This window comes from Methylobacter sp. Wu8 (assembly GCF_036440755.1).
In the GTDB taxonomy this organism is placed as follows: Bacteria; Pseudomonadota; Gammaproteobacteria; order Methylococcales; family Methylomonadaceae; genus Methylobacter_A; species Methylobacter_A tundripaludum_A.
Window position 1 is genome coordinate 1 of sequence record NZ_JAZGVT010000047.1, and the last position, 23,504, is coordinate 23,504.

Consider the following 23,504-nt stretch of genomic DNA (forward strand, 5'->3'; position numbering starts at 1 on the left):
GCAAGTTTTATTTTTCATTTTTAACCATGAAGGACATGAAGCGGCATGAAAGGTTTAAGTCTTCATGTCCTTCATGCTCTTCATGGTAATTGCCTAAATTAATTTATGCACGATCCTTACCGACGAATCCGCCACTCGGTTCCACTATTAATCCGCTATTTTTGGACATTGCTTTTCTAGGATAACAAGACTCATGACATTTCAGTTACACCCGCGCTTGGAGCAGGATTGCATAGCCATTGGCCGTTTTGAATTATGTCGATTATTGATGATGAACGACAGCCGGTATCCCTGGTTTATACTGGTGCCGGAACGGGCGGATCTACAGGAAATTTACCAACTGAGCAAAGTCGAACGTGAATTGCTGACCGAAGAATCCAGCTACCTTGCCGAAAACCTGGCAGTGCTTTATAAAGCCGACAAAATGAATATTGCGGCGATAGGTAATATGGTTCCGCAACTGCATATCCACCATATAGTCCGCTACCGGACCGACAAAGCCTGGCCCGCACCGGTTTGGGGGAAATTCGATGCCGTACCTTACACGGAATCGCAGATTGCGGACAATGTAACCCTTATTAGAGATCAGTTAAGATTCTAAATCAGGCGAAAAAGCACAAACATACTTCTGCGCCTTTCAGATCAATCAATCAAAAACTCAGTAAAATAGGCATCTTTAAAGCCTTCGGGATGACCTGCGCCCTCCTCGGAACGCCCTTCCTCAGCTGATGCAGAATGCCCTTTGCCGTCCTCACTCTTTTCCAGCGTTTGACGAATAACAGCGGCCGTTTCTTTCCGCAACGCCTCACGCTGCTCCATGGTTTGCAATTCTTCAGACGGCCTGCCGCTGTACAGCATGATCAATGCGTGCCTCAATGCCGGCATATGTTTTTTTACCGCCGCAATAGTCCCCGCACCTTCGACCAATAATTGCACATTGATCAGCAAAAACTTTTTTGGTTCCGCCAAATTAACGGTAAACTTAGGAGTCATTTCGATATATTTTACACCCGCTTCTGCTTCTGACTCTTTTGCCCCTTCATTCGCAGCCGCAACCGATATGAACAGCAGACTTAACAGCATAACCAATAAACGCATAACAGACTCCGTGTAACAGAAAATAGCGGCTTAGTATAAGGCCAACCTCTTCAATATTAAAACGAATCCAAGTAATGACAAGTAATCTCCCTATCGGCCCGATAATGCTGGATGTTGCGGGCTTAACCCTGGCTCAAGACGAAAAAGAAAAGCTAAACCACCCCAACACCGGAGCGGTCATCCTTTTTTCGCGCAATTATCAGGATCCCGAACAAGTTACCGAGCTGATTAACACCATCCGTGCGGCGCGCAACGGCGACATACTGATTGCCGTCGACCAGGAGGGCGGCAGGGTGCAACGCTTTCAACAAGGCTTTACCCGCTTGCCGCCCGCATCAAGCTATGCCCGAATGCCGGAGCTGGCTGAACCTGCCGGCTGGTTGATGGCCGCCGAGTTACTGGCGGTCGGCGTCGATTTCAGCTTTGCGCCGGTGCTGGATATTGATTGCGGCGTCAGCGAAATCATCGGCAACCGTTCATTTTCAACCGACCCGACTCTAGCTGTGCGTCTTTCCAGCTCGTTCAGGAAAGGCATGAATGAAGCGGGCATGGCTGCAACCGGCAAGCATTTCCCCGGTCATGGCGCAGTGGCTTTAGATTCACATCTGACCTTGCCGGTGGACGAAAGAGACCTGGACGCGATCAGGGCAAAAGACCTGCTGCCTTTTAAACAACTGATCGCAGAAGGCCTGGAAGGCATTATGCCTGCGCATGTGGTGTATCCTAGAATCGATCCGAATCCGGCCGGTTTCTCGCCGTTCTGGATACAACAGATTTTACGCAAGGAATTAAACTTTAACGGCACGGTGTTCAGCGACGATTTAAGCATGGAAGGCGCAGCATCGGTCGGCGACTTCCCGGAACGCGCCCGCCTTGCGCAGCTTGCCGGATGCGACATGATCCTGGTTTGCAACAACCCGGCCGCCGCCGAACAGGTGCTTGATGCGTTGCCGATAACCCACGATCCGATCAGAGAGCAACGGCTGCGCGCCATGCAAGGCAAACCGCAGATGAACCGCGAACAACTGATGCAGTCCGAAAAATGGCAGCGATTATCCACCCTCATCAACCACAACCTATAAACATGCTTGAAGAAATCAACCGCGTCCGGGCAACTGCCGACCTGCTGCACAGCGAACAGGAAGTCGAAGCCGCCATCGATAAAATAGCCCAGGAAATCAACATCGCGTTTGCCGACCGCAACCCGCTAGTGCTCTGCGTTATAAACGGCGGCATCGTCGCCGCCGGCAAATTGCTGCCCCGGCTAACCATCCCGTTAACCCTGGACTCCATCCATGCCAGCCGTTACCAAAACCAGACATCGGGCGGCAACGTCAAATGGCTGGTTCAACCGGAAACGCCGCTTAAAGACCGCACCGTACTGATCGTCGATGACATCCTTGACGAGGGCATTACGCTGGAGGCCATCTATCAATATTGCCGGGAACAAGGCGCGACAGCCGTCTACAGCGCCGTGTTGGTCGATAAAATCCTCGATCATCAAAAAACGGTAACAGCCGACTTTATCGGCTTGAGAGTAGTAAACCGTTATTTGTTCGGCTACGGCATGGACTATAAAGGCTATTTACGCAATGCACCGGGCATTTACGCCTGCAAGGAATAAACACATGACCACACTCGCGATCATTGGCGGCACCGGCCTGACCCAACTCAGCGGCTTAAACATCCTCAGTCGCGAGCAGCTGGACACGCCTTACGGCTCGCCCTCGGCCGAGTTTGTTACCGGTGAGCTGAACGGCAGCCGGATTATATTCCTGGCCAGACACGGCAATCCGCACACAATAGCCCCGCACCAAATCAATTACCGCGCCAATATCTGGGGACTTAAACAGCTCGGCGTTGAGCAGATCGTCGCCGTCGCCGCAGTTGGCGGCATTACCGGCGAAATGGCTCCGGCGCATATCGCCATCCCGGATCAGATTATTGATTACAGCTACGGCCGCAAGCATACTTTTTTTGAAGACGAGGCCGTCAGCCACATAGACTTTACCTACCCGTACAACCAAAAACTGCGCTCCCGCTTAATCAGCGCCGCCAGCGCCGCCAACATAAAAATCAGCCCGCTGGGCACTTACGGCTGCACCCAAGGGCCGCGCCTGGAAACCGCCGCGGAAATCCGGCGCATGGAAAGAGACGGCTGCGACCTAGTCGGCATGACCGGCATGCCGGAAGCCGCCTTGGCCAAGGAACTCGATATGGCTTATGCCGCGATCAGCGTCGTCGCCAATTGGGCGGCGGGAAAATCGGAGGGGGAAATAACCATGGAGGAAATCGAGCGGCACCTCCATAAAGGCATGGCGAATACCGCTCTATTACTAAAGGCTTTTGTAAGCTAGATTGCGACTACAAGGATGTAGAAAAATACCGGCAACGCTTAATGATGGCAACCGGCGCCATGGATATGCCCATGCTCGGCTTCCTCTTTAGTTGCAGGTCTGATGTCCACAACTTCCACATCAAACGTTAAGGCCATCCCTGCCAGCGGGTGATTGCCGTCGATGGTAATATCGTCGCCGTCAATATTAACAATGGTGACCTCGCCGGAACCGGAACTGACATCGGCATGGAACATCATGCCGACTTCAATCTCGTCTATGCCTTCAAACATGGCCCGTGGAATGACTTGAATCATCCCATCATTTTTCTCGCCATAAGCATCTTTGGCCGCAACGCGCACATTAAACTTGTCGCCGACAGCCTTGCCGTGCAACGCATCTTCCAAACCGGGAATGATGTTCCCTGTGCCGTGCAAATAAACCAAAGCCTCATCACCGATTGAACTATCCAGCACTTCGCCGGCATCGTTAGTCAGAGTATAGTGAATTGAGACCGCCATATTGTCAGCTACTTGCATGATAAAACCTTTTTCATAATTTAAAAGCCGACTATGATAAAGATTTGCGGCTGTTTTGTCTGAAAAAATATTTCAATCCCTCATAACATCTACAGGAAATCAATCATGTCGCGCTGGAGACCGCCTCGCCCAAAGTCATCCCCTTACATCACTCAAGAAGGCTATCAGGCGCTGGAAATTGAATTAAAAGAGCTGTGGACCAGGCGCAAAGACGTTACCCTGGCTTTAACCGCCGCCGCAGCGGAAGGCGACCGCTCTGAAAATGCAGAATACATCTACCGCAAAAAAGAATTACGCGGTATAGACCGGCGCATCCATTATCTGCAAAAACGGCTGCCCGCCCTTAATATCGTATCCCAGCCGCCTGACGATCAGGACAGGATATTTTTTAGCGCCTGGGTGACCCTGGAGAATGAAGCGGACGAGGAAGTGACCTACCGCATAGTCGGAGCCGATGAACTCGATCCTAAAAAGCGCTACATCAGCCTCGATTCGCCGCTGGCAAGAGCGCTGCTAAAAAAAACGTTTGATGACGAAGTCGCGATCCAAAATGAGCTGAAAGAAACCCGGTACACCGTCGTTGATATTAATTACGGCAAACCCAGCGAGTGATCATTGCTAAATGCATTGTCCTGAATCCGGCATATCCGCTTCAAATAGCGAATTAAGATTGCAATAAATCTAACTCCCTATATAATACGCAGGGTATGGAGAGGTGGCTGAGCGGCCGAAAGCGGCGGTCTTGAAAACCGTTGAGGGTTGATCCCCTCCCAGGGTTCGAATCCCTGCCTCTCCGCCATGAATACAAAAAACCGATTGTTTTTAAAAACAATCGGTTTTTTTATGTCTTCTTGAAACCTCATCGAACACCTCCGAATCAATAAAACATTCGCGGCTTTTGCCGAAATCTTTCGTTATCTTATTTTGTTATCGAAAATTTCTGACTGAAATAAAAATCACTAGATTTAACTAAAATGGGGCTCTTTCTCCTTAGGGAAGCACTGATTAAGTCCTTCGACAGGCTCAGGACGAACGGTAAATTGTTGATTCCGTTCGTGGTAAGCTTGTCGAACCATGAGCGGAATCGATTTGTTCAGCGCTTCCTTAGCAAAGTGTCCGTAAAATCGATAAAGCTCGATTGCCATATTCATGCACAGCAGCGATCTTCCAGAATTTACTTGAAGAACACTAACGCTTTAGCTCACCGGTCCTCAGCAATAACCCTGTCCGACATAGATGCTTAAATTTGCTTTTTTACTCGCCATCCCGCTGTTCTTAAAATGCCTGTATGTCGATAGTTTCATTTTCCACTACACCTCAACCCGGTTATTGGGCTTTGGCCAGGTTTTAGCCAACGACGCCGGGTTTTATTGCGCCCTTCTGCTGCTGTTTTATATTTCACTGTTGCCACAGACCAACCGATTGCTCACTGCACTGCTCAGATTCTCAGGTTTTGTTTTATTTGGCATTTATATTATTGATTATATCGTTATCATTAATTTCAATACCCATCTCACGCTAGGTGACGTCATAAAATATGCCGATTATTCCTACAAATATATTCAGCAGATCTATATTTTAAATAACGTCAATATATCCCTGATTGTCGCTCTCATCCTTGCTGCGCCGGTTGCTCTTTCTCTTAGCAAATACAAAATAAATAACCTGCGTTATCAAAAACTCCCCGTATTTATCATTGCCGCCCTGCCATTAGCATCAAGTTTTTCCGATACGCACAAGTACGCGCACTCCTGGATTTACAAAAATGTCATTGACTACAATTTAACTATCCTGTCGGAGTCCTCTTCTTACAGCGATAATTTTTTAAAATCGTTTAGTTTCAATGAAGAATCGCATTGCCTGACCAAGGATGCGAAAAACAAAAACATTATCATTTTAATGGTGGAGTCGCTTTCCGCCTATCAAAGCCACTATTTTTCAGGCATCAATGACTGGACGCCCAACCTCGATCTAATCGCCGGACAGAATCAAGCGTTCACAAATTTCTACGCCAACGGCTTCATTACCGAGGACGGAGAAATAGCGCTATTGACCGGTTTGCATCCCATCTACCCGCCATCTACCTACACGGATGATGGCGGCACCTCATTCCACAGTTTTTATGACATTAAAGAATCATTACCTAATATTCTGAAAAAATACGGTTATCAAACCGAATTTCTGACGACAGCGGATCTTGAATTCGGCAATACCGGCAATTGGACCCAAAGTATTGGCTTCGACTATATTGAGGGGCATGAGCGGCCTGAATATAACCAATGGGAGAGGTTTCATTTTCAAGCGGCGCCGGATGAAGCCCTTTATATCAGAGCACTGGATCGAATAAAACAAAATAGCGCGCACAACTTTTTTATTTTTATCAAAACCGTCAGCAGCCATCATCCTTATATTAACCCGGAAAACAAACATAAATCCGAGTCCGAAACCATTATGTATACGGATAAACAGATAGGTCGCTTTTATCGGCAACTTCAAGCCGGCGGTTTTTTCAATAACGGCATATTGGTTATTGTCGGCGACCATCACTCGATGACCCCTTTGAAAAAAGCCGAATTTGATTTATTTGGTCAATTCAAGGCTGCTGCAAAAATACCTATGGTTATTGCCGATGGCGGTAAGAAGGCGGTTGAAAATCATCAATTCCAGCAAATCGACATATTCAATAGCTTGCATGGTTTGGTTTCCGGCAAGCAATGTTTTTCGGAGTGGAACGGAGTTTTGCTGGGCGAACAGAATATCCCGCCCAAATATATCGCCCATCGCCGTGGCGATAACCGCGACATCATCAGTGTCTTTACTGAAAACAAAGATTATCTGATTAAACTGGATGGTGATAATACGCAGCTGATCGGAAACGGGCCTGAGGATCAATCTGCACAAAACACACTGGTTAACAAGATCAATGCATTACGCATTAGGCGTCAGGCGCAATAGCCGCAAAAACAACGGATTAAGAAGGAAGGCTTAGGAAAATCTGTCCGGCTCTTTCCTAAAGCTCGGCTTGCAGTCCGGGTATGCCAATACTCTGGATGCGCATCGCATTATCGCCTTCTTCGTAAACCGGCAGTTTTCCTTCCGTTTGCCAGAGCCGGAAGGCAAGCGCATGCGATAAAACGCGAATCGGATAATCGCGGGGCAACTGTTGCAAATAAGGCTGTATGGTGACGAAATCGGTCGCGCCATACTGCTGCATGATAAAGCGAAGGCCGCCGTTGGCCGGGCCGATGTTATAGGCCAGCAAACCCAAAAACAGGTCGCCGCGCATCTGGGCCAAATAATATTTCAAGGTCGCGGCCGCAATAAACGCATTGTGCCGCGGGTTGAGCGGCGAAGGCTTGCTCACTTCCAGCTGTTTGCCGACTTGCTCCATGACGGCTTTAGGCGCCAGCGTAATTTGAAACAGGCCTCGCCCGCCGTCGCGGCTGTCCCTGGGCAAGAAAGAGGATTCTGTCGCGGCGATGCCTTGCAAAAGATTGGTATCGACATCGAATGCCTTGGCCGCCTCGGCAATAACCGGGTTATAGGTCTCTGCACGGTTAATTATTTTCAATAATTCCGCCGGATCGTAACGCCTATAGGCCGCGTAAACCTGATGAGCCACGGTAACCCGCCCCGCTTCCTGCTTGCCGCCGACCAGCGTGCGAAAGTGCCCGAATGCCTGGGTAAAGCGGTTTTGCAGCACAAACCAGCCGATAACCAACGCAAAGCTGACCGCCAAAACCGGGACCAATACCGCCGCCCTGCCCTGCAACCATTTGCGCAGTTTCCACCAGCCAATCAGCAACACCGCCGCCGCAACAATCAAGCCCAATACGCCGATTGCGAACGGCAATAGACTGGTCAAAAAACGGGTGCCGGAAAACCAGTTGGCCGAATAGCCCAACAAAATCATGATCGCGGAAACCGCAGTTACCGCCAAGCCCAATGCTTCGAGGCCGACCATCAGCATTCTTCGCCTGAAACTGGTAATCGGCGGTTTGGGCTGCACTTTTTTCGGCGATTTTTGAGTCTTGCGCGGTTTGGGTTTTGGGCTGGCCGCCGGTTTGACGCCGGTTCGTTTGCCGGGGATTGCCGGTTTATTCATACGACTGTCATGGATAGAGGAAGTGTCGCGACCAAACAGCTTCTCAGGTTTCGGCACAAGGTGTTGTGGGGCATAGTTAACAAGAATGTCAGATTATAGCGTGAAAAAAAGGCAAAGGCCCCACCGCTCACAAACTAATCAGGCTTCGCAAAAATAAGCTGATCGGTAGCAAAACCCAGCGTTTTCGCGCGTTCGGTCAATGCTTTTAAAGTCGCTTCAGGCAATTGTTGGGTGCGGGATAATATCCAGAGATAAGAACGATCCGGTCCGGCGACCATCGAATAAGCATAATCCTTTTTATCCAGCTCGATAATATTGTAAGCGCCATAAAACGGCCCGAAAAAAGACACTTTCAGCCTGCCTTTATCCGCTTGTTCGACAAAATAGGCTTTGCCTTCTGCCTCGCGCCATTCCCCGGTTTTTATATCCCAGCCTTTATTCAGCACGTCAACGCCGCCGTCTTCACGCAAGGTATAGGTCGCCGAGATATTCTCCAAGCCTCTTTCAAACCGGTGATCGAGCCTCGCGACTTCGTACCAGGTACCCAGATAGCGGTTAATTTCAAAACCCTCAACCGCCGTAATCCCCTCGGGAATGCCGGTGCAGCTGGTCAATAAGACAGCGATCAGTATAAATAATACTTTCATGCGTGACTCCTTTTAAAAAGCTCTTTATACCTCAGCAGGCTGACTTTAGCGACCAATACCGCGGCAAAAATTTGCCGGTCAACGCCAGACTTTACGGTTTTCACCGGCCGTTCCTTTCGTTAAACATCATCATCTTAACATTGGCCGAAAATCCTTAACATTCCTTAACTTAACTTTACCTTTCCGCCCCTGTTTTTAAGCCTTTCCTGGCCGATATATTGCTCAAGAACTATATAGTTCCGTTAAGTCAGTCAGGGGCTGTCTTAACAGAACGGCGATATCGGACGGCCAACCGGCCATCCGGCAATTAAACCCAATATGAGGATAAAACCATGAGTATTAGCAGTGTAAACAGCGGCGGTTCTACAATGATGAGAGCCATGCAGCGCCCCGATCCATCGAAAATGGCCGAGGATCTATTTTCAAAGCTGGATACTAAAGGACAGGGCTATATTGAAAAAAGCGATTTGGAGGCCGCGCTGGGCAACGTGTCGCAATCGGGCGGCTCAAGCAGTTCCAGCGTAGCCGATGAAATGTTCTCCAAGCTGGATGGCGATGGCGACGGTAAAGTTACCAAGGAAGAAATGTCGGCAACCATACAAAAAATAGCCTCCGAGCTGGATGGGCCTGCTCCACGGGCGCGCATGCAAGGCGGCCAAGGCGGTATGCCCCCTCCACCTCCGTCTGGCGGCGCTCAAGGCGCGGGTTCGACAGACAGCGCGTCATCCTCCTCGGAAAGCAGCGATCCGGCCGATGCCAACGGCGACGGCACGGTGACTATTGAAGAGTCGCTGGCTTATGAGGCATCGCAAGCCTCGTCCGGCACCGATACAGCATCGACATCAGACGCCGATGGGCAGTTAATGCAAATGCTGGCCGGAGGCATGCCGCCACCGCCGAAAGATGGCGGCCCGAATGATCAAGGCTTTACCAAAGATCAACTGACATCAATGGTGCAAGAACTGGGTTCGAAAGACAGCGAAAGAGCCAAGCTCATGAGCGATATAGCCGGTAATTTCGATGCAGCCGATACCGACGGCGACGGCAAGGTGAACGGTAGCGAGGCGAGAGCCTTTGAAGAATCGAAAAACGCGTCCGGCGCCGGCAGCGGCGCCGAGGCGTCATCTTCCGTATCCAGCGCCGATGCGCGATTCATGAAACAGATGATGCAATTGCTGCATGCCTACAGCGATCCTAACCAGACCGCTGAAAGCAACAGCTTTTCGACATCCGTTTAATTTAAGCCGCATCCCTCTGCCCGCATCGCCGCGCAGAGGGATCTACCCGGCAAAAGGAATTTCTATTTCGATGCGCAAACCGCCTTGAGGGCGGTTGCCGGCCTGAATACGCCCGCCGTGCGCCTCTATCGCACGATAGGCGATGGCTAAACCCAGTCCTATACTGTCCGCCTTGCTGCGGTCGCCGCTACGGAAAAACGGCTCGAAAATCGCCGCCAACTCGCTTTCGGCAACGCCCGGCCCCTGGTCATCGACCGTCACCTGCAAACGCCGCTTGCCGGTATCGAAACGGGCGGCGACCGACACTTCGCCGTGTTTCCTGCAATGTTGCAGCGCATTGCGCAGCACGTTTTCAATAGCCCGATGCAGCAATTCGCTCCGGCCTTTGACCACTATTTCCGCTATGCCGTGATAGCGAATCGAAACCCCAAGCTGCTCAGCCTCAAAACGGGCGTCTTCGACAATATCGTCCAGCAACGCGCCGATGTCGAAATCATGGCTTTCGCTGCCCGGAACACCGGCTTCCAGACGGGAAAGCATCAATAATCCGCCGACCAGATCGCTGATCCGCTGCGACTCCCGCTCGATACGCCCGAGCATCGTCTGCGTCTTTTCCGGTTGCTGCTGAGCCACGCCGATAGCGGCCTGTATCCGCGCCAGCGGCGAACGCAATTCATGGGAAACATCGTGCAGCAAGCGTTGCTGGGCATGCACCAGGCTATGAATCTGCCCGGCCATATGATCGAAATCCCGCCCCAAGTCGGATAATTCGTCGCGGCGTTTTCCCATCGACGCGCCGACCCGTGTATCCAGATCGCCCTGGGCCAGCGCGGCAAAAGCGTTACGCAAACTGCGGATCGGCTTGGAGAAATACCAGGCCAGCGCGGCGCTGAACATCAGGCTGGCCAACGTACCGGCCAAAATCGGCATCCGCGGCGTTGGCGGCTCGCGCGGCGGCCGGGAACGATGCAACGAACGATCGCCCGGAGGAGGAGCAAAGCCGCCGTCCGGCATCGGCGGCGGACGGTCGGCAAAGCCATGCTCCGGCAACGGCACAAACAGTAAATAACGCTGCCCGTCGTCCGCCGTTACCACACGAATCGCCTCGGGATAAGCGGCCTGCTGGAATAAGGTGCGGGCCTGTTGCAAAACCTCGAGCGCCAAGCTGCGTTGCAGAATGTCCCGGTCTTGATCGTCCACCGCATAAACCGGCGGGAACGGGGTTTCGCGCATCGAATCGAGAAAACTGCGCAAACCGGCAACGCCGCTATGCCGGATAATATTCTCCGAGACAGCGACAAACGATGCGGCATGCCCGACATCGACCAACTGCCCGGCCTCTTGCCCCTGCCAGGCGTTATGCCTTAACCAGACCGCCGTGCCGACGCCGATACCGGCCACCAGCAAAGCCAGCCAAAAGGTAAGGAAAAACTTCCAGAACAACCGTCCCACGCCGCTACTCCTTTACCAATTGATAGCCTTGGCCACGCACGGTCTGGATATACGAGCGCCCGTCGCTCTGGCAACCCAGTTTCTGGCGGATGCTGCTCATATGTACATCGATGCTTCTGTCGAAACGCGCCAAAGGCCGCCCCAGCGCTTTTTCGGACAGTTCGTTCTTGCTGACGATGCGGCCGAAATGCAGCGCCAGCGTTTCCAGCAAATTAAACTCGGTGCTGGTGAGTTCCAAATCATGGTCGAACCATGACGCCTTGCGTTTTTCGCTCCAGACTTTCAACGCGCCGGCGATAATCGGCCCGTTATCGCCGCCTTTTACAGGCTGGGTCCGGCGCAAAATGGCACGGATGCGCGCCGCCAGCTCCCTCGGCGTGCACGGCTTGGGCACATAATCGTCAGCCCCCGATTCCAGGCCGATAATCCGGTCCACATCGTCGCCCTTGGCGGTAAACATCAGCACCGGGATACGGCTTTCCATGCGAATGCGGTTTAAAACCTCGGTGCCTTTTATATCCGGCAACATGATGTCGAGTATCACCAGCTGGTAATCTCCCGACAACGCCAGCCGCAGCCCCGACTCGCCCTGATGGCTCACTTCAACGGCAAAGCCGTCCTGCTCCAGATACTCCTTGAACAACCCGGCCAATTCGACGTCATCGTCAATAATCAAAATCTTCGTCACACTCACCACCTTAATTACATTGTTGGCGTCATCATAGCGTTACGCCATCGCAACCGCCACAATTCGACCGCTGTATTTACCTGAATTTACATTTCAATAACAGTGCTTTACCTGCATTAGAGCGATACTGAACACGACGGAAACAACCTTGTTCCGTACTCTTTTCCTTAAACCACTGGAGATTTTTTATGCGTAAACTATTGTTGATTTTAGTCTTATTCCCGGCGATAGCCCTGGCTAAGCCGCCCATGCACGGCGAATATCCTTGCGGGGACATGCCGTTCTCCGAACATCATAGACCCGGTCCCGACGACGAGGAGCGCATGCCGCGATTTTTACATCGAATCGACCTGACCGACAAACAACGAACTGAAATCAAAGCACTGCTCAAAACCCATCGCACCGAGACCGACGCCCAAATGGAAGCTGCGAAAAGCATCGGCAAGGAAATTCACCATCTGGTCTTTTCCTACGACTACAACGACGACAAAATCCGGGCGCTGTTTAACAAGGCTGACGTGATCCACCGGGAAATGGCGTTGCAAAAATCCAGATTGGACAACGCCGTGTTTAAACTGTTAACCGCCGAGCAGCAGAAAAAACTGCAAAGTAAATTCGAGGATTAATTCCCATAACTGCATGCCGCGCCCGGACTATGACCGGGCGCGGTTTTACATTTTACTGACAGGGATTTACCTGCATTTCAAGCAACCATTCGATCCAATCTTGCCATGAACAAAACTCACCCTGCTACGGCTTATTTTTTGGCGGCTGTCGCCTGCACGGCTTTCCTGACCGGTTGTTTTTTTCGTCCGTCCCCGCCGACACCGGAAGAGCAAAACGAAAAAATCGGACAGTTTATCAGCAAAGGCGGCTACGCTTCCGCGCACAACTATGCGATCGATTCAGTCCGCGAAACCTGGCGGCACGATGGCCAAACCATCGAGGTTTCAATGCTTGCGCCGACGGAAAAAGGCCGTTATCCGCTGATTGTTTACCTGCCGGGCTTGGGCGAGCCCGCCGATGGCGGACGGCTCTGGCGCGAAACCTGGGCCAAGGCCGGTTACGCGGTTTTCAGCATACAGCCGGTAGAGATTGGCGAAGCGCTTAAAGAATTGGCTCCGATGCATGGAAAACCCGGAGATGATGAGCCTGAAATGCCTGACGAAGACAGATCAAGGCCGTCCAAGGCCGCCAGAAACAGCGAGCTGCATTATCTGGGCCATGAGTATTTCTCGCAAGCATCCCTGAAAAAACGCATCGACCACTTGCTTTGGGCCTACGCACAACTCAAGCTGAGAGCAAAGGCCGACCAAGGCTTGTTTGCCGCTGCGGATTTGTCCCGGTTGATCGTTGCCGGTTACGACATCGGCGCGCAAACAACGGCAGCGATGATCGGTGAGAAATTCGACGGCGTTCCGCCCCAGACGCAAGATTTCAAGCCGCTTGCCGCGATTCTATTCAGCCCGTCCGTGGATATGGCGCTCGGCAGCGTGGCAACCCGCTACCAGAACATTTCGATCCCCTTGTTGGTGGTGACCGGCAGCGAAGACGACGATCCTTACGGGATCAGTTCTCCCTACGTGCGCACCGCAATCTGGGAATATGCGCCGCGCGGCAATAAGTATTTACTGCAATTGAATAAAGGCAGCCATCAATTATTGGCGGGATCTCATTTATCGCATCGGCAAGAACCAGACCCGGCTCAGGAGCCTGGCGAAAAAGCAGGGACCGACCGCGGCGGCATGCCGCGCTTTGGCGGCCATTTTCAAGGCGAAGACAGAATGGGCGGCAGGGCCGGCGGGCCTCCGGGCGGCATGGGTAGAGGCAGGCCGCCACATGGCGGAATGCAGGATAGCGAACGGGATGCCAGACATATCGCCGCCGTATTCAGCATATCCGGCGCATTTTTAGACAGCGTCAGCAAATCCGACGCCTTGGCCCAGTCATGGCTCTCGGGAAAAGCCAATCAATGGCTGAAGAAGCCGTCAAACCTGAAAATCAAATAAACTGTTGATGAGAGCGACAAAAAGAGATGCGCTGTGGCTGGCGGTGCCGCTACTATCGGGATGTTTTATGGCAGGCCCTGATTACCGGCAGCCGCAAACCCAATTACCGGCAAACTGGAGCATTGCCGAAACCGGCGGCCCGTCTGCAAAAATGGCCGACATCAACCGTTGGTGGACCGTTTTCAACGATCCTGTTCTGACGGAACTGATCGGGAAAGCTCAAGCGGGTAATCGGGATTTATATCAGGCCGAGGCCAGATTACGTGAGGCGCGCGCTCGTCGTCAGTTGGCCAAGGCCAATTTGTTGCCGACATCGTCGTTAACCGCATCGGCCAGCCAAAGCGGCGGCAGCGAGGCTGCCGGTGGCGGCGCCACCAGCGAGCTGTACAGTACTAGCCTGGATGCCAGTTGGGAAATCGATATTTTCGGCAAAAAGCGGCGCGCCATCGAAGCGGCCGAGGCGACCATGCAGGCGGCGCAGGAAGATTTACGCGACGTTTTAGTCAGTTTGTGCGCGGAAGTGGCGCTTAACTATGTCGATGTACGCAGCTACCAAACCCGCCTTAAAATTACCGAAGACAACCTGGCCGCACAGAATGAAACCTACGACATTACCCGCTGGCGGTATCAAGCCGGACTGACCACGCAGCTGGATGTCGATCAGGCCAAATTGACAATGGAAAATACCCGCTCCGGCATCCCCAGTTTGCGAAGTACGCTGGAACAGGCCAAGCACCGGCTGGCGCTGTTGCTGGGACAACAACCCGACGCCCTGAAGCGGTTGCTGGCCGCATCCGCCCGGATTCCCGCCGCCTCTGCCGAGATCGGCGTTGGCATCCCGGCCGATCTGTTGCGCCGACGTCCTGATGTGCGGCGTGCCGAGCGTAAACTGGCCTCGCAAACCGCTCAAATCGGCGTTGCCGAGGCGGCGCGCTATCCCGATTTCACGCTATCGGGCTCTATCGGCCTGGAATCTCTGGCTTACGCCAATCTCTACAGCGCCGGGGCCAAGGCCTTTCAAGTCGCCGCAAATGCCGCCTGGACCTTACTCGACGCAGGACGCATCCGCAGTAACATCAATATTCAAAACGCCCTTCAGGAACAGGCGCTGGGTTTGTATCAGTCGACTCTACTGACTGCGCTCCGCGATGTCGAAAATGCGCTGACGGCTTATTCCGAAGAACGTAAGCGCCGCGATGCGCTGAACGCGGCTGTGGAGGCAGGCATCAGTGCATTGGCTCTGGCCGACGCGCAGTACATTTCCGGCTTACTCGATTTTCAGCGGGTTCTGGATTCGCAGCGCTCGCTACTGAGCGCGCAAACCCAATTAGCCGCCAGCGAGTCTGAAGTCGCCGCCGATATTGTTCGGCTTTACAAGGCGCTCGGCGGTGGCTGGCACGCCAACAACAATTCTGAGCAAGCCAGTCATGAATGATCCAAACAGCCAAGCAACACAACCTATCGCCGAAGTGCTCGGGCTCAATCCGGCAAACAGCCGCCAGCCGCTCAAAAAATGGCTGTGGCTTGCCGTCGCGCTCGGCGTCACGATCCTGGTCGTCGTCTTTGCATTCAATAGCGGCAATAACCAACAAGCCGGTTATGTCACGCAAGCTGTAACGCGCGGTAATTTGGAGGTTACCGTCAGCGCCACCGGCACTTTGGCGCCGCTCAAGGAAGTCGAAGTCGGCATAGAGGTATCCGGGACCATCAAGTCGGTGGAAGCGGATTATAACGATAGCGTCACGGTCGGCCAGGTGCTGGCGCGTCTGGACACTACCCGGCTTGAGGCGCAGGCCTTGCAATCGCAAGCCGGGCTGGAGTCGTCCCGCGCCAAAGTCCGGCAGACTCATGCCAGCTTGCTGGAGGCGGAAGTGAAAATGGCGCGACAACTGCATGTCCGGCAATTGAGCGGCGGCAAAGTGCCGTCGCTATACGACCTCGACACCGCCAGGGCGACGCTGGCGCGGGCGCGCGCCGATGAAGCCGCCGCCAAGGCGGCGGTCGATCAGGCGCAAGCAACGCTGAATGTCAATCGCACCGACATTACCAAAGCGGTGGTGCGTTCGCCGATCAACGGCGTGGTGTTGAAGCGCTCGGTGGAACCGGGACAGACTGTCGCCTCGCAGTTTCAAGCGCCGGTGCTGTTTACGCTGGCCGAAGATTTAACGCAAATGGAATTACAGGTCGATGTCGATGAGGCGGATGTCGGTTTGGTGCAACCGGGTCAAAAAGCGTTGTTTACCGTCGATGCCTACGCCGACCGCAGCTTTCCGGCCGAGATTACCCAAGTGCGTTTCGGTTCGGAAACGGTAGACGGGGTGGTAACCTATAAAACCGTGCTGCGGGTCGATAATTCCGCGCTGTCTTTGCGGCCGGGTATGACCGCCACGGCCGTAATTACCGTCAATAAAAAAACCGACGTTTTGTTAGTCGCCAACAGCGTATTGCGCTTTACGCCGCCGGAAACGCCGGGCAAACAAAAGGCTAAAGGCAGTTTCCTGGATTCGCTGCTGCCGCATCCGCCGGGTCAAGAGTCGCGTCAAGCGGAGGCCGCAAACGGCAAAACCCAACAGGTTTGGACGCTACGCAACGGCGAACTCGCGTCTATCAGCATGACCAAAGGTGCGACTAACGGCATTGTCACCGAAGTTGTCGACGGCGCTGTTACAGCCGGTACCGAACTGGTTACCGGACAGGCCAGTAAACCATGATCGCTACGTCTGCCAATGAGAATCCGCAGCCGCTGTTGGAGCTGCAACAAGTCACTAAAGTCTATGGCAGCGGCGAAGCGGCTATGCCGGCCATGCGTGGCGTAAGTTTTCGGATTGAGCCGGGCGAATTTGTGGCCGTGATGGGACCGAGCGGCTCGGGCAAAAGTACCTGCATGAATATTTTAGGCTGTATGGATCAACCGACTGCCGGGCGATATTGTTTTCAAAATGTCGATGTCGGCCTGCTGTCGCGCAATCAGCGCACTTTGTTACGCCGTCATTATCTGGGTTTCATCTTTCAGGGCTTCAACCTGCTTAACCGCACCTCGGCGTTGGAGAACGTGGAATTGCCGTTGATTTATCGCGGTATCGACAGCGATGTCCGCCGCGCCGCCGCCTATCAGGCGCTCGACACAGTCGGCCTGAAAGGTTGGGAGCACCACACGCCCGGCGAATTATCCGGCGGGCAACAGCAGCGGGTCGCCATTGCCCGCGCTATCGTCACTCAACCTTTGTTGCTGTTGGCTGATGAACCGACCGGTAATCTCGACTCGAAACGCAGTGAGGAAATCATGGAATTGTTGACGACATTTAATCGCGATAGGGGGATTACCATCGTCATGGTTACTCATGAAGCCGACATGGCGGCTTACGCCAAGCGTACCGTGCATTTTCGCGACGGCCTGATCGAAAGCGATCAAACCCAACCCGGAGACAGCTTATGCTAGGCGTTGCCTTACGATTGGCATTGCGGGAAATGCGGCGCAACATCATGCGTTCGGTGCTGACCATGCTGGGCATCATTATCGGCGTTGCCGCCGTGATTGTGCTGGTTACCCTCGGCAGCGGGGCCACCCGGCAGGTGACGCAGCAAATCGCCAATCTGGGCAGTAATCTGTTGATGGTTAGCGTCGGCAAGCGCATGGGACCGGGGCAAAGTTCTACGGCCCCTGCCTTCAAATTGACCGATGCCGAAGCGTTGGCCCGCGAGGCTCCTGCACTGGCTGCCGTGGCGCCGCAAGCATCGTCAGCCTCCACGGCTATTTTCGCCAATGAAAACTGGGGCACGACCGTGACTGGCAGCACCGAACAGTATTTCACGGTCAATAACCGTCAGTTAGCGGAAGGCCGTATTTTTACCGGCAGCGAGGCGCGTTCCGGCGCTGCCGTCTGTGTTATCGGCGAAACCGTGCGCGTCAAGTTGTTCGCCGGACAAAGCCCGCTCGGCGCAAAAATGCGCCTACGAAAACTGTCGTGCGAAATCGTCGGATTACTCAAGCCCAAAGGCCAGTCCACTATGGGCAGCGACCAGGACGACATCGTCATTGTGCCGTTGCGCACTTTTCAGCGCCGGATTGCCGGTAATGACGATGTCAGCCTGATCCAGGTATCGGCCAAGGACGACATATCGACGGATGCGGTTAAACAGGAGCTGCAGCGACTGCTACGAATCCGCCGACATTTGTCGGCGGACGAAGACGATAATTTTAATGTGATGGATATGAAAGAGATCGCCTCCATGCTGTCAGGAACCACGCAAATGATGACGGGATTACTTGGCGCCGTAGCGGCGGTGAGTCTGCTGGTCGGCGGTATCGGCATCATGAACATCATGCTGGTGTCGGTTACCGAACGCACCCGCGAAATCGGCATCCGCCTTGCCATCGGCGCGCTGGAAAACGAAATATTGCTACAGTTTCTGGTGGAAGCGGTGGTGCTGTCGTCGTCCGGCGGGTTAATCGGCATTGTACTGGCGCTGGCTTCTTCCAGTATATTGGCCGCTGTTTTGCAGGTGCCGTTGGTGTTTAATCTACCGGTTATCGCCGTTGCGTTTGTGTTTTCGGCGACGGTCGGTATCGTATTCGGCTATGTCCCGGCTCGCAAGGCGGCACGCATGGACCCGATCGAAGCGTTGCGTCACGAGTAGCCCGCAAAGCCGAGGCTGCGGTCATTGCCAGGCAGTTCGATCCACGTTCGAATTGTCCATAATCGCAGCCAACCACTTGATCTTTATCGGTGCCGCAAGCCGAACACCCTTCTCTCTACCCAAATTTTTAAAGACAATTCTCGGCTCGCCTGTCAAAATCGGGATCATTTCCATTGAACAGATTCGTCATCAAACGGAGCACCGTGTGCCATGAAACTCCAACATATCGATATACATAACGCCATTACCGCATTAACTTGCTCGCTGGATTTAGTGGGCGTTGACGAAATCAGGCATGGCAAACGGGTGGCCGTCATGGCGAGGGCTATTGCCGAGCATTTGAACTGGCCGGAGAGCGAATGCCTGTCCATACTGTACTCGGGCATGCTGCATGATTGCGGGGTGTCCAGAATTCATGAACACCGCCGAATCACCGAAACGCTGGAATGGGAAGGTGCGGAGGATCATTGCATCCGCGGCGCCGATTATTTATCGGCCTGTCAGCCGTTGGCGCATTTGTCCACCGAAATCCGCTACCACCACACCCGCTGGGAAAAACTGCTGGAGACGCCTATCGATGACCGCCTCCGCTTACGCGCCAACCTGTTGTTTCTCGCGGACCGTGTCGATGTACTGCAAGCGCCTTTCCTGGACAGCGGCCTGATCATGATCCAGTATCCGGGGATTATCGCCCGAATCAAAATGCTGTCCGGCATATTGTTTGCGCCGGAGTTGGTCGACGCCTTCGTTGAAATCGCCGATGTCGAAGCGTTTTGGCTGGCAATGGAACACGAATATCTGGATGAAGACTTACGGCGCATCGGCAGCCATACCCCAAAGACTTTGCTCAGTATTCCCGCACTCAAAGAATTGGCGCGGCTGTTTTCCCGCGTGGTGGACGCCAAATCCCCGTATACCGACGAGCACTCGCAGCGGGTAGCGCATATCGCCCGGCAATTGGCTATGGATTTCGGCATTGAAGGTTACGAACTGGAGCAGGTCGAAATCGCCGGGCTGTTGCACGACATCGGCAAGCTGCGGGTATCCGAAGACATCATCGACAAACCCGGCAGCCTGACGCCGGAGGAACGGGCCACCATGCACCGTCATAGCTACGATACCTTCCGCATCCTGCAACGCGTATTTGAAGACTCGAAAATTCCGGTATGGGCCGGATTCCACCATGAGACCTTGATCGGCGACGGCTATCCTTTTAAAAACGGCAACAAAGAACTGGATCTGGAATGCCGCATTATTACCGTTGCCGATATTTTCCAGGCCTTAGCGCAAGAACGGCCTTATCGCCGCACCATGACGCTTGAGTATATTCTGAACGATTTACAGTCGCGCGTTGAAGACGGCCATCTCGATGCCAAAGTGGTTGCCAAATTGGCCGAGAATGCCGAACTCTATTACCGGCTGGCTGTGGCTTAAGTCAGGTTAGCTCGAACGATAACGTATTTTTTGCTGAAGTTCTGTATGATATAGCCCAACACAACAACATAGTGAGGTGCCGACTATGAATCAAAAACAGTTATTTGATCAGGCGTTAAGCCTCCCATTAGCCGATAGAGCGGCTTTGGCCGAACAACTGCTTGCCAGTCTCGATCAGCCTGATCCACAAATGGATGAATTAATAGCCATTGAAGCCGAACGTCGGATTGATGCTTACGATAACGGCAAAATGCGTTCAATACCGGCCCATCAAGTTTTCAGCCGATTAGAATCGAATTGAAAATCAGTTTTCTCGAAGCAGCTGAATGTGAGCTGCAATGCGCAATGTGATCTTGCCCGAATTTCACGGACACTTAACTAAGCGACTTTTTTAGCTTCAAACGTTTCTGGGCTGACATAGCCCAATTTGGAGTGAAGCCGTTTGCGATTGTAATACACTTCAATATATTCGAACACTTGATACTTGGCTTCCGAACGCGTCAAAAACCGTTCGCCATGCACCGCTTCGACCTTAAAGCTATGGTTCCAGCTTTCCATTGCCGCATTATCGTAGCAATCGCCTTTCTTGCTCATACTACAAACCAATTGATGCTGGGTAAAAAGTTTCTGATAAGCGGCAGAACAATACTGGCTACCCCGGTCTGAATGCACAATGACACCCTTTGGCATGTGACGACGCCACAAGGCCATAACCAAAGCATCGCAAACCAAAGCAGCTGTCATGCGTTCTCCGATCGCCCAACCAATCACCCGGCGGGAATAAAGCTCAAGCACCACCGCCAAATACAACCAGCCTTCTTCCGTCCAAATATACCTGATGTCCGACACCCACTTTGGGTCAGGTACATCCGCAGTAAAATTTTGTTCCAACAGGTTGGGCGCGACAGGCAAGGAGTGGTTGCTGTTGGTGGTGGCTTTATATTTCTTGGCCGCTTTCGCACGCAAGCCATTATCCTTCATCAGCTTAGCCACACGGTGCCGACTGGCCGGTTTGCCTTCTTCTTGAAGCCGCCGGGAGATTCTGGGTGAGCCAGGTCGGCCTTTTTCGTCCTCAAAGACACGTTTGATTTCAGTCAACAGCTTTTGGTTAGCTTGATCCCTGTCAGAGAGGGGCCGATTTTTCCAACTGTAGTAACCACTGCGTGAAACCGATAGCAGGCGGCACATCATACCCACGGGATAATGATCTTCGTTGCCTTTAATCATGGCGTACTTCACTTGGGCATTTTTGCAAAGTACGCTGCCGCCTTTTTTAAAAAGGCCACCTCTTCCTCAAGGCGAGCGTTTTCTCGTTTAAGGCGCGACAATTCAGCTTGTTGGAGCTTTTGCTCTTCAAAAGGCTGGCCTGTCTGACGGCGTTTTGACCGCCATGAATAGAGCATTGATTCGGCAATCCCCAAATCCTGAGCTACCTTGGGGATACCATCACGATCGGCACGTTCCAATGCCTGCTCTTTAAACTGGGCTGTATATTTGTTTCGAACAGCGGGGGAAATTGATTCTTTTTTTGTTTTCATTATTGACCTCGGTTTTAGAGATTACTCTCTTAGCCGAGTGTCCGCTAGATCGTGGCAAGATCACTTTGCCCAATATCCACCTGTACCGCTTCAAGCTCGGGGGTCTTCGCGTGTCGCCGCCGCCCATTCCGGCGAATAATCCGCCATAATGGACAGGTCTGGAACATCCATCACCACGGTTTCACTGGCGATAAGCGTACCGATGACGCTGACTGCATTGCGTAATGCCAAGCGCATGACTTTTACCGGGTCAATGACGCCGATCTCCAGGAAGTTGCCGTAACAATGGTACTGGGTATCCAGTGTGTAATGATCGTCATGCTGGGCGTTGAGGCAGGCAATGACGGCCTCGCTGTTTAAACCGGCGTTTTGGGTGATTTTCAATAAGGGAGCGGCCAGGGCTTGCTGCATGATGTACAAGCCTTGCTGTTGCTGGGCATTTTCGGCAATGGTTTTTTCAAGCACCTCAATGCAGCGAAACAACGCGAGGCCGCCGCCGGGCAGGACACCTTCTTCCAATGCCGCTTTGGCGGACAAATAGGCATTTTCAATGCGCACCATGCGTTCTTTAATTTCAAAATCGGTGTTGCCGCCGACGCTAAAAGTGCCGGTTTTTCCTGACAACAGCGCGAGACGTTCCTGTAATTCGCCAAAGTCGTGTTGATTGCCGGTCGCCGAACCCTCGCCGGGTTTTCTGGCCAAAATAAGCTCGGCTTCCCGGCGTAGCGTTTCGGATAATTGAGCGACGGCGGCTTGATCGCCCTCCGCACCGATAATAGTCGTGCCGTTTGCGGTAATGACCGCTTTTCTCGCCTGCCCCAGTTGCTCTAGCGTGACCTGTTCAAGTTTGCAGCTCAAGCCGGGCGCGTCAATAATCGCCTGGCCGCCGGTCAGCAAGGCCAAGTCGTTAAGCCGGTTAATGCGCCGGTCGCCAAAGCCGGGCGGTTTAACCGCTACGACGTTGAAAATGCCGCGCACATGGTTCAGCAACAAACCGGTCAGGCCGCTGCCGACTACATCATCGGCAATCACCAATAGCGAACGCCCTTGCTCCTTGACTTGTTCCAGGATGGGGACTAACTCCATCAAGTCGCTGATTTCCCGGTCGTACAACAAAATATAGGGATGCTCCAGCACGGCTTCGGCGCGGGTCTTGTCGGTTATGAAATACGGCGACAAATAGCCTTGCTCGTACTGTATGCCGTCAACGATGTCCAGTTCGTCTTCCAGGCCATTGCCCAACTGAAAAGTCAGCGTTCTTTGCAAGCCCAGTTCTTCCAGGGCCTGGGCCAGTAATTTTCCGGCTTTAACTTCGTTTTTACTGGCTACCGCAGCGATTTTTTCCACCCAGTCTGAGCTAACGCCGGTCACCGCCTTGTCCAGCAGGTTTTTTTCCACCAAGGTCAGCGCCAAATCCAGACCTTTTTGTAACTGCATGGGATGGAAGCCGGCCGCAACGCTTTTGAGGCAGCCTTGGGCAAGCGCCTGGGCAAGCACAATAGCGGTAGTCGTGCCGTCGCCGACCTGCCTGGACATCGCACCGGCAACGTCGCGCAACATCCGGGCGCCCAAATCGGCAATACGGTCCTGTAGCGTCATGGCGTTCGCTACGGTTACGCCGTCACGGGTAAACACCGGCGCAATGCCGTCGGTGCGATGCTGTATCATCACCGCAGGACCGGCGCTGCCATAGGTTACCGCGACAGCGCGGGCAACCCGGTTGATGCCCTCCATGACGCGTACCCGTATCTCGGGGTTGTAAATAATCTGTTTACTCATAAG

At 53.1% G+C, this 23,504-nt stretch carries 23 protein-coding genes and 1 tRNA gene; 16 read left to right on the plus strand and 8 right to left on the minus strand.

Going from position 1 to position 23,504, the window contains the following annotated elements; all coding sequences use genetic code 11:
- Positions 1–193 precede the first annotated feature (193 nt).
- On the plus strand, positions 194–601 hold the full coding sequence (locus tag V3O24_RS04720) for an HIT domain-containing protein (protein ID WP_331306416.1): 408 nt from the start codon (positions 194–196) through the stop codon (positions 599–601).
- A 41-nt stretch (positions 602–642) separates the two neighbouring features.
- Here V3O24_RS04720 and V3O24_RS04725 read toward each other — a convergent pair whose 3' ends face one another.
- Positions 643–1,098, minus strand: coding sequence for a flagellar basal body-associated FliL family protein (locus tag V3O24_RS04725; protein ID WP_331306417.1), 456 nt, complete (start codon positions 1,096–1,098; stop codon positions 643–645).
- Positions 1,099–1,172: 74 nt separating this feature from the next.
- Here V3O24_RS04725 and nagZ point away from each other — a divergent pair, with 74 nt between their 5' ends.
- Genes nagZ through V3O24_RS04740 form a run of 3 tightly spaced genes read left to right on the plus strand, consistent with a single transcriptional unit; the run spans position 1,173 to position 3,455 of the window.
- Positions 1,173–2,180 (plus strand): beta-N-acetylhexosaminidase, encoded by a 1,008-nt coding sequence (nagZ, locus tag V3O24_RS04730; RefSeq protein ID WP_331306418.1) that lies wholly within the window; start codon positions 1,173–1,175, stop codon positions 2,178–2,180.
- A gap of 2 nt (positions 2,181–2,182) precedes the next feature.
- A complete protein-coding gene (locus tag V3O24_RS04735; RefSeq protein WP_331306419.1) occupies positions 2,183–2,722 on the plus strand; it encodes a hypoxanthine-guanine phosphoribosyltransferase in 540 nt (179 codons plus the stop codon).
- Positions 2,723–2,726: 4 nt separating this feature from the next.
- Positions 2,727–3,455: an S-methyl-5'-thioinosine phosphorylase gene (locus tag V3O24_RS04740; RefSeq protein WP_331306420.1), complete on the plus strand. Its 729-nt coding sequence runs from the start codon at positions 2,727–2,729 to the stop codon at positions 3,453–3,455.
- A gap of 38 nt (positions 3,456–3,493) precedes the next feature.
- Here the strand turns inward: V3O24_RS04740 and V3O24_RS04745 are convergent, their stop codons facing one another.
- Positions 3,494–3,973 (minus strand): peptidylprolyl isomerase, encoded by a 480-nt coding sequence (locus V3O24_RS04745; RefSeq protein WP_331306421.1) that lies wholly within the window; start codon positions 3,971–3,973, stop codon positions 3,494–3,496.
- Between the two features lie 105 nt (positions 3,974–4,078).
- Here V3O24_RS04745 and greB point away from each other — a divergent pair, with 105 nt between their 5' ends.
- From greB to V3O24_RS04760, 3 genes are all read left to right on the plus strand, one after another.
- Positions 4,079–4,585: a transcription elongation factor GreB gene (gene greB / locus V3O24_RS04750; protein ID WP_331306422.1), complete on the plus strand. Its 507-nt coding sequence runs from the start codon at positions 4,079–4,081 to the stop codon at positions 4,583–4,585.
- A 97-nt stretch (positions 4,586–4,682) separates the two neighbouring features.
- Positions 4,683–4,772: transfer RNA gene (locus V3O24_RS04755), tRNA-Ser, on the plus strand.
- 437 nt (positions 4,773–5,209) lie between these two features.
- The gene (locus V3O24_RS04760) at positions 5,210–6,928 is read left to right on the plus strand and encodes an LTA synthase family protein (protein WP_331306423.1); all 1,719 of its coding nucleotides are present in this window, start codon (positions 5,210–5,212) and stop codon (positions 6,926–6,928) included.
- 55 nt (positions 6,929–6,983) lie between these two features.
- Here the strand turns inward: V3O24_RS04760 and V3O24_RS04765 are convergent, their stop codons facing one another.
- Positions 6,984–8,078, minus strand: coding sequence for a transglycosylase SLT domain-containing protein (locus V3O24_RS04765; protein ID WP_331306424.1), 1,095 nt, complete (start codon positions 8,076–8,078; stop codon positions 6,984–6,986).
- A gap of 134 nt (positions 8,079–8,212) precedes the next feature.
- Positions 8,213–8,725 carry a lipocalin family protein gene (locus V3O24_RS04770; protein ID WP_331306425.1) on the minus strand — a complete coding sequence of 171 codons (513 nt, stop codon included), beginning with the start codon at positions 8,723–8,725 and terminating at the stop codon, positions 8,213–8,215.
- Positions 8,726–9,057: 332 nt separating this feature from the next.
- Between V3O24_RS04770 and V3O24_RS04775 the strand changes: the two genes are divergently transcribed.
- Positions 9,058–9,963 (plus strand): EF-hand domain-containing protein, encoded by a 906-nt coding sequence (locus V3O24_RS04775; protein WP_331306426.1) that lies wholly within the window; start codon positions 9,058–9,060, stop codon positions 9,961–9,963.
- A 42-nt stretch (positions 9,964–10,005) separates the two neighbouring features.
- Here V3O24_RS04775 and V3O24_RS04780 read toward each other — a convergent pair whose 3' ends face one another.
- Both V3O24_RS04780 and V3O24_RS04785 read right to left on the minus strand, forming a co-directional pair.
- On the minus strand, positions 10,006–11,415 hold the full coding sequence (locus V3O24_RS04780) for an ATP-binding protein (protein ID WP_331306427.1): 1,410 nt from the start codon (positions 11,413–11,415) through the stop codon (positions 10,006–10,008).
- A gap of 4 nt (positions 11,416–11,419) precedes the next feature.
- Positions 11,420–12,103, minus strand: coding sequence for a response regulator transcription factor (locus tag V3O24_RS04785; protein ID WP_331306428.1), 684 nt, complete (start codon positions 12,101–12,103; stop codon positions 11,420–11,422).
- Between the two features lie 188 nt (positions 12,104–12,291).
- Between V3O24_RS04785 and V3O24_RS04790 the strand changes: the two genes are divergently transcribed.
- The 8 genes from V3O24_RS04790 (at position 12,292) to V3O24_RS04825 (ending at position 20,485) form a co-directional block, all read left to right on the plus strand.
- Positions 12,292–12,729 (plus strand): Spy/CpxP family protein refolding chaperone, encoded by a 438-nt coding sequence (locus V3O24_RS04790; protein WP_104424901.1) that lies wholly within the window; start codon positions 12,292–12,294, stop codon positions 12,727–12,729.
- Between the two features lie 105 nt (positions 12,730–12,834).
- The gene (locus V3O24_RS04795) at positions 12,835–14,112 is read left to right on the plus strand and encodes a hypothetical protein (protein WP_331306429.1); all 1,278 of its coding nucleotides are present in this window, start codon (positions 12,835–12,837) and stop codon (positions 14,110–14,112) included.
- A gap of 7 nt (positions 14,113–14,119) precedes the next feature.
- The gene (locus V3O24_RS04800; RefSeq protein WP_331306430.1) at positions 14,120–15,547 is read left to right on the plus strand and encodes an efflux transporter outer membrane subunit; all 1,428 of its coding nucleotides are present in this window, start codon (positions 14,120–14,122) and stop codon (positions 15,545–15,547) included.
- A complete protein-coding gene (locus V3O24_RS04805) occupies positions 15,540–16,823 on the plus strand; it encodes an efflux RND transporter periplasmic adaptor subunit (RefSeq protein ID WP_331306431.1) in 1,284 nt (427 codons plus the stop codon). The genes V3O24_RS04800 and V3O24_RS04805 overlap by 8 nt, the downstream gene beginning before the upstream one ends.
- A complete protein-coding gene (locus V3O24_RS04810) occupies positions 16,820–17,551 on the plus strand; it encodes an ABC transporter ATP-binding protein (RefSeq protein ID WP_331306432.1) in 732 nt (243 codons plus the stop codon). Before V3O24_RS04805 ends, V3O24_RS04810 begins: the two co-directional genes overlap by 4 nt.
- On the plus strand, positions 17,545–18,750 hold the full coding sequence (locus V3O24_RS04815) for an ABC transporter permease (RefSeq protein ID WP_331306433.1): 1,206 nt from the start codon (positions 17,545–17,547) through the stop codon (positions 18,748–18,750). Before V3O24_RS04810 ends, V3O24_RS04815 begins: the two co-directional genes overlap by 7 nt.
- Before the next feature lie 210 nt (positions 18,751–18,960).
- Entirely contained in the window at positions 18,961–20,184 is a 1,224-nt protein-coding gene (locus V3O24_RS04820; protein ID WP_331306434.1) for an HD domain-containing phosphohydrolase, read from the plus strand.
- An 85-nt stretch (positions 20,185–20,269) separates the two neighbouring features.
- Positions 20,270–20,485 carry an addiction module protein gene (locus V3O24_RS04825; RefSeq protein WP_104424894.1) on the plus strand — a complete coding sequence of 72 codons (216 nt, stop codon included), beginning with the start codon at positions 20,270–20,272 and terminating at the stop codon, positions 20,483–20,485.
- A 77-nt stretch (positions 20,486–20,562) separates the two neighbouring features.
- Here V3O24_RS04825 and V3O24_RS04830 read toward each other — a convergent pair.
- Together V3O24_RS04830 and groEL are read right to left on the minus strand one after the other, a co-directional pair.
- Positions 20,563–21,722 (minus strand): IS3 family transposase gene (locus tag V3O24_RS04830; RefSeq protein WP_331306435.1). Its coding sequence is split into 2 segments (ribosomal slippage): positions 20,563–21,461 and positions 21,461–21,722, totalling 1,161 coding nucleotides; the frame shifts between segments, so codons are not numbered across the junction.
- 90 nt (positions 21,723–21,812) lie between these two features.
- Positions 21,813–23,501 (minus strand): chaperonin GroEL, encoded by a 1,689-nt coding sequence (gene groEL / locus V3O24_RS04835; protein WP_331306436.1) that lies wholly within the window; start codon positions 23,499–23,501, stop codon positions 21,813–21,815.
- Between the last annotated feature and the right edge of the window lie 3 nt (positions 23,502–23,504).

Excerpts from the sequence above, each read along its gene's own strand:
- V3O24_RS04720 (WP_331306416.1), top strand. The coding sequence starts at position 194 with ATGACATTTCAGTTACACCCGCGCTTGGAGCAGGATTGCATAGCCATT.
- V3O24_RS04725 (WP_331306417.1), bottom strand. The coding sequence starts at position 1,098 with ATGCGTTTATTGGTTATGCTGTTAAGTCTGCTGTTCATATCGGTTGCG.
- nagZ (WP_331306418.1), top strand. The coding sequence starts at position 1,173 with ATGACAAGTAATCTCCCTATCGGCCCGATAATGCTGGATGTTGCGGGC.
- V3O24_RS04735 (WP_331306419.1), top strand. The coding sequence starts at position 2,183 with ATGCTTGAAGAAATCAACCGCGTCCGGGCAACTGCCGACCTGCTGCAC.
- V3O24_RS04740 (WP_331306420.1), top strand. The coding sequence starts at position 2,727 with ATGACCACACTCGCGATCATTGGCGGCACCGGCCTGACCCAACTCAGC.
- V3O24_RS04745 (WP_331306421.1), bottom strand. The coding sequence starts at position 3,973 with ATGCAAGTAGCTGACAATATGGCGGTCTCAATTCACTATACTCTGACT.
- greB (WP_331306422.1), top strand. The coding sequence starts at position 4,079 with ATGTCGCGCTGGAGACCGCCTCGCCCAAAGTCATCCCCTTACATCACT.
- V3O24_RS04760 (WP_331306423.1), top strand. The coding sequence starts at position 5,210 with ATGCTTAAATTTGCTTTTTTACTCGCCATCCCGCTGTTCTTAAAATGC.
- V3O24_RS04765 (WP_331306424.1), bottom strand. The coding sequence starts at position 8,078 with ATGAATAAACCGGCAATCCCCGGCAAACGAACCGGCGTCAAACCGGCG.
- V3O24_RS04770 (WP_331306425.1), bottom strand. The coding sequence starts at position 8,725 with ATGAAAGTATTATTTATACTGATCGCTGTCTTATTGACCAGCTGCACC.
- V3O24_RS04775 (WP_331306426.1), top strand. The coding sequence starts at position 9,058 with ATGAGTATTAGCAGTGTAAACAGCGGCGGTTCTACAATGATGAGAGCC.
- V3O24_RS04790 (WP_104424901.1), top strand. The coding sequence starts at position 12,292 with ATGCGTAAACTATTGTTGATTTTAGTCTTATTCCCGGCGATAGCCCTG.
- V3O24_RS04795 (WP_331306429.1), top strand. The coding sequence starts at position 12,835 with ATGAACAAAACTCACCCTGCTACGGCTTATTTTTTGGCGGCTGTCGCC.
- V3O24_RS04800 (WP_331306430.1), top strand. The coding sequence starts at position 14,120 with ATGAGAGCGACAAAAAGAGATGCGCTGTGGCTGGCGGTGCCGCTACTA.
- V3O24_RS04805 (WP_331306431.1), top strand. The coding sequence starts at position 15,540 with ATGAATGATCCAAACAGCCAAGCAACACAACCTATCGCCGAAGTGCTC.
- V3O24_RS04810 (WP_331306432.1), top strand. The coding sequence starts at position 16,820 with ATGATCGCTACGTCTGCCAATGAGAATCCGCAGCCGCTGTTGGAGCTG.
- V3O24_RS04815 (WP_331306433.1), top strand. The coding sequence starts at position 17,545 with ATGCTAGGCGTTGCCTTACGATTGGCATTGCGGGAAATGCGGCGCAAC.
- V3O24_RS04820 (WP_331306434.1), top strand. The coding sequence starts at position 18,961 with ATGAAACTCCAACATATCGATATACATAACGCCATTACCGCATTAACT.
- V3O24_RS04825 (WP_104424894.1), top strand. The coding sequence starts at position 20,270 with ATGAATCAAAAACAGTTATTTGATCAGGCGTTAAGCCTCCCATTAGCC.
- groEL (WP_331306436.1), bottom strand. The coding sequence starts at position 23,501 with ATGAGTAAACAGATTATTTACAACCCCGAGATACGGGTACGCGTCATG.